The organism is Endozoicomonas sp. Z74 (assembly GCF_057680865.1).
This window is the reverse complement of the sequence record NZ_JBLYZI010000186.1, coordinates 1-4,505: the sequence shown is the minus strand read 5'-3', so window position 1 is coordinate 4,505 and position 4,505 is coordinate 1. Positions and strand designations below refer to the sequence as shown.

Below are 4,505 nucleotides of genomic sequence, written 5' to 3'. Positions count from 1 at the left end.
ACCTGAGCTTTGAATTCAGGTGCATGACGCTTCCTTTTTCTGACTGTCATTTTCCCCTCCTTGAAAGGGCATCATACAGTCGAAAAACTTAACTTAGCCAGTGGTCCAGTTTTTGGGGTCCACTATACTCCATATCAGCGGGATAAACACCAAAGATAGCCATCCAAATAGCATAAACGTACATCAGGAAAAAATACTGAAACCATGTATGAAAAGGTAAGAAGGGAGCATTCTGGCTATCTGTCAGGTGGGTAGGTGGTCGCCTACGCCGGCGAAAAGGCATCACTCAGGAAGCCGCAGAACGCTGACTAAGGCCTAACCTGTCATAACACCAGCTTTTTATAGTGTGTTGCGCTTCACGTCGTTCAGCAGCAACCTACGCAGAGACAATAATGCGTCTGGAGTACCGTAGGTTGGCGCTGAACGACGTGAAGCGCAACGAAACGCAACAGAATCATTCAATAGGAGAAAGCAGGGCCGGGCTGGTAACCAGGTTCCTGACCCCATGGGCATGGTCTTCCTTGAAAACATTTCCCTTACACCATTGCCCAACACTGTCTATATTCACCTTCGCAACCTTGGGCCGAACACTCCAGGTGACCAGAAAAGGCGACCCCGCTTCATTGTAACCAGGCCCCGTTGTTGATCCCCGGTAAACAATAGGGGTTCCGGTGTTACCTGGTAGATTCAATGGCTGATACATTCCATTTTTCATCCCGTGGCGACTCAGTTCAGCAAAGTCCAGTGCGCGCCTGTCATTCACCAGAACAAACACCTGAGCCTCCACTCGTAGCTGGGGATTATTAACTGAGTCACTCAGGCAGGCCCCTAAAGTGGGCCCCGGCTCCACTTGAGCAGAGGAAAACACATAATGAACCTCAATGGTGTCCCCCGGATTGAGACTGCCATGTTTACCAGAGCACACCTTTCCACTCACCGGTGCCAGCTCACTTCGGCTTAAGCTCCCGGAATAACGATAGCCCGTATTATTCCCATGGCCATCACCATTACCGGCATATTCCTTGAACTGTCCCCCCTTGTGTTCTGCATTTTTATGAAAATGGATATTGCACAGATTCATTTGTGTGTATCGAGGGGCTGTGCTGAACATCAACGGGTTTTCACCGACGACGGACTCAATATCCCGGGGAGACTGAGGGCCATACCCTTTCCCCTGGGTATTCTGCAGGAGATTGAACTGCTGCCTGGCAATCACCTCATCCGCCACCGGCCCCTTATGGCCCGCTGCAGCGTTCACATCAAGCGACAATACCACTGCAAACAGTGATGAGAAAACAACGACTTTTTTCATAGCAACTCCTAATCAATATCAGGGGGACACAGAATAAAAACGTCAGCAGGCAGCCCGATACCCTTAAATGAAGGACGAAAACAGTACCCGGAAAGTATAAAGGCCATTCATGAGCCATTGCCAAATGGCCAATGAATCTACAGCCCCCTGTCCACTGTGAACGCCACCTTCCGTAACCGAAGAGGGCTTGCTTCGAATCAGATACCCGGCATAACCCAGGTCACTGGTCAGGGAGTGCCCATCCAGGTGCAGAGTAAACATGCCAATTTCACTGATCAGGTCATTCACCGGGGTTGCCTCTCCCTGACGAACCACCAGAGCCGGACGCGAACGATGCCGCGGATGCAGACGACGCATCAACGTCCAGGCTGAGCATTCCTCTGGTTTCAGCTTTTTCAGGCCTGGTAAAATGTCCTGGTCAAAGAGACAATGCCCTCCACCCTCCCCCTGGTTCTTCAACACCCAGTCTCCGGGAGACTGTTGCTCAAACCACAGGGCTGAATTCTGATCCACAGGGCGCATTTCCCCCAGAAAAGGTTTTATCCGTGTGGCTTCATCAAGGGTTAAACCAAAATCCGTCAGCCGGGCTTCTGACATGGCAGATAACAGCATCTGAACCCGTTTACTGGTGGCCAGCTGCTGGCTGACCGTTGCATTCACTGCTACCCGGTGCCGCTCAATCATCACACGCATCCTGCTGAGTTCAGAACAGCACCGTTCTTCCTCCAGGTCATGGGCTACATAGTCACAGTGTTGATAACCGGCCCGGAGATAAATGGCATCCACGCCTCCCAGGCCTTCCAGTAATAAGCGGTTATTTTCACCGGAACGACTTTTACCGGAAGACAGTTGATCATAGAGTTGCCGGAACGTTCGACGAACGGTTTTCACACCCTCACGTTGAATCGCCTCTTCCAGCAGGTGCTGGTCGTAAACATTATCCTCATCCGGCTGGACCACCATAATAAACAACGGCAGACCTGCATCCCCGGACTGAGCCCTGACGGTTTTGGCCGCACCGGCAATCCCTTTCCCCAGATTTTCAATCCCCTCACTGGGGACCAGTTCCAGGGATTCCTTTTCTGACCAGAGCTGAAAAGTGGCAGGCCATTGAGACTGGAGGTAATGGTGAAGTTCATGGGCCCTTTGGCCAAAAGGCCCCATACCGGCCGCGATACCATTAAACTCAATCAGTTTGGGCCCCAATTCATGATCGTCCATAAAATCGGTACGCATCAGCAACATGGGAATGCGCTCCGCAACAGACGCGCCCTGGTGAATGGACTTATGGAGCTCCAGAAGACTGGCAAAGAAAGGATCACCACTGCACAGCGGCTCAATCGCTTCAGCCAGAAACCGGTGATCTTCAGAAACCCCATGGATCAACTTACCCATCAGCGGCACAATGGATTTCAGCAATTCAAAGCGCTCACGCTGAATCAGGGTAGGAGCAAAACTGAAGGCACAGTGCATAGCCGAGTCTTGAGTGGTTTTCAGCGCCATACCATGCATCAGGGACCACTCAATCGCGTCCTGAACGGCCAGAGTCATCGTTTTGTCCTGCCATTTGTTTTGCATACAGCCGGGTTCCTGAAAGTATAAAAACCAGAAGTGGATTATGAGACCATCAACCCCATATTCCCATTGCGGAGGTTATACTTTTTCGGCCTATTTACAGTGATGGAAGATGGGACTTATGACTCAGAGGTAGAACGACTTTGCGGGGACCACTGGAGTACTTGCTGGTAAACTCTAGTAGGCTCTCATGACGGCCCACAGACACCGGCTATGGGAAAACCTGATTTTCAACCAGGCTAACTGAACTGTTCGATTACTTCTGCCTCAGTCATTACTGGACTATCGTTTTCAAAACAGTAGCAGTCGGGTTTCAAATCAATAAAATACTGCATGGACATATCCAGCTTGGCACTCTTATCAAGCCCAAGCACACCCAGTTGAACATTGTAGTTGCCTGACTGGTTCAACTTAAAATACAAATGCGTCCCACAATTACGACAAAAGCCTCGTTTTGCCCAGGGAGAAGAGGCAAATTCTGAGACGTAGTCTTTTCCTTGAATTTCAACGTCGGTACCACAGGGAATCGCAAATTGAGGGCCACCGTTCCACTTCCTGCAGGTATCACAATGACAGACAATAAACTGACCCGGCAACTTACCGATTATTAAATGCACTTTTCCGCAGAGACAAACTGCCTTATGAGATTTTTCATTCATATCCTTATCTCTTCTTGAAAGACAACCTTGTGATAAAAATCAATACACAATATACACTGGCTCAAAACTTGTACTATTTCCAACACCCAGATTAGATATTGATGTTGAATTTTCAGGATTATTAACAACAAGATCCGAACCCAAAAAATCATACTTCCTTTTTACAATATCAACATCCCTTTCCAGGAAGTTATCAAACTCAACATTAACCCCTGTCACCGTAAAGCCAAGATTTGATTTCTTTACAAAATTAAAATTACCCGCATAGGTTGCACGACCAGGTGATATAGTGAATTTAATACTAAAGTTATCAGTGGGTTTTATATAAGCATATCCACTTGAAACACTCCATGAAGCAAATTCATAATATCCTTCAGGAAGCTCAACAGCAAAAACATCACCTCTTAAGCCCGGCTTTTCAATATCCCACTTGAGCATCCCTGGAGGTAAAACAGTAGTCGCTGAACCAATCGATATTTTTTGCCATTCAGCGCTGCCAACCTCTCTGAATTTCATTGTGTATTCTGAATATCGTCCTTGATAAGATAGAGAAACCAATAAGGCCCCCTTCCCTGTATTTTTACTGAGTGAATAGTTTTCAGGTATATTGGAAACAGCACTGCATCCAGAAATCAACATTAAAGCAAATACTATTACAACTGACGTCATTTTCATAAAAAACTACTTTTATTAAAAAACAATGATAATCTCTTCCTGAGCTGCCAGAATTTTTTATCTGGCAGGGTGAAGACTGGCGCTGTTCAAATTAAATGTTGCTAACATGGTCTATACTCCCTGAGCATGAGAATTGTCGTGTAAAGTGGAGTTCCAGCCATGAAACCTCAGCAATTCCAAGACATCCTGAAGTCCATACCCATGATGTCCCCAGAGCAGATCGGTGTCCTCCATAAAACTCTGCCGCCCTCACCCATTGCCGGTGATGCACAAGGTATTTCCGG

The 4,505-nt window shown here is 47.7% G+C and carries 4 protein-coding genes; all 4 read right to left on the bottom strand.

Features of this window, described 5'->3' with window-relative positions; translation table 11 throughout:
* Positions 1-454 precede the first annotated feature (454 nt).
* The 4 genes from ACNRUY_RS25845 to ACNRUY_RS25830 all read right to left on the bottom strand — a co-directional run bounded on the left by ACNRUY_RS25845 (position 455) and on the right by ACNRUY_RS25830 (position 4,221).
* Complete coding sequence (locus tag ACNRUY_RS25845) at positions 455-1,312, bottom strand: delta-class carbonic anhydrase (protein ID WP_488114546.1); 858 nt, start codon at positions 1,310-1,312, stop codon at positions 455-457.
* Between the two features lie 63 nt (positions 1,313-1,375).
* Complete coding sequence (locus ACNRUY_RS25840) at positions 1,376-2,890, bottom strand: glutathione synthase (protein ID WP_488114545.1); 1,515 nt, start codon at positions 2,888-2,890, stop codon at positions 1,376-1,378.
* 236 nt (positions 2,891-3,126) lie between these two features.
* The gene (locus ACNRUY_RS25835) at positions 3,127-3,546 is read right to left on the bottom strand and encodes a GFA family protein (protein WP_488114544.1); all 420 of its coding nucleotides are present in this window, start codon (positions 3,544-3,546) and stop codon (positions 3,127-3,129) included.
* A gap of 39 nt (positions 3,547-3,585) precedes the next feature.
* Complete coding sequence (locus ACNRUY_RS25830) at positions 3,586-4,221, bottom strand: hypothetical protein (RefSeq protein ID WP_488114543.1); 636 nt, start codon at positions 4,219-4,221, stop codon at positions 3,586-3,588.
* Positions 4,222-4,505 lie beyond the last annotated feature (284 nt).

Excerpts from the sequence above, each read along its gene's own strand:
- ACNRUY_RS25840 (WP_488114545.1), bottom strand. The coding sequence starts at position 2,890 with ATGCAAAACAAATGGCAGGACAAAACGATGACTCTGGCCGTTCAGGAC.
- ACNRUY_RS25845 (WP_488114546.1), bottom strand. The coding sequence starts at position 1,312 with ATGAAAAAAGTCGTTGTTTTCTCATCACTGTTTGCAGTGGTATTGTCG.
- ACNRUY_RS25835 (WP_488114544.1), bottom strand. The coding sequence starts at position 3,546 with ATGAATGAAAAATCTCATAAGGCAGTTTGTCTCTGCGGAAAAGTGCAT.
- ACNRUY_RS25830 (WP_488114543.1), bottom strand. The coding sequence starts at position 4,221 with ATGAAAATGACGTCAGTTGTAATAGTATTTGCTTTAATGTTGATTTCT.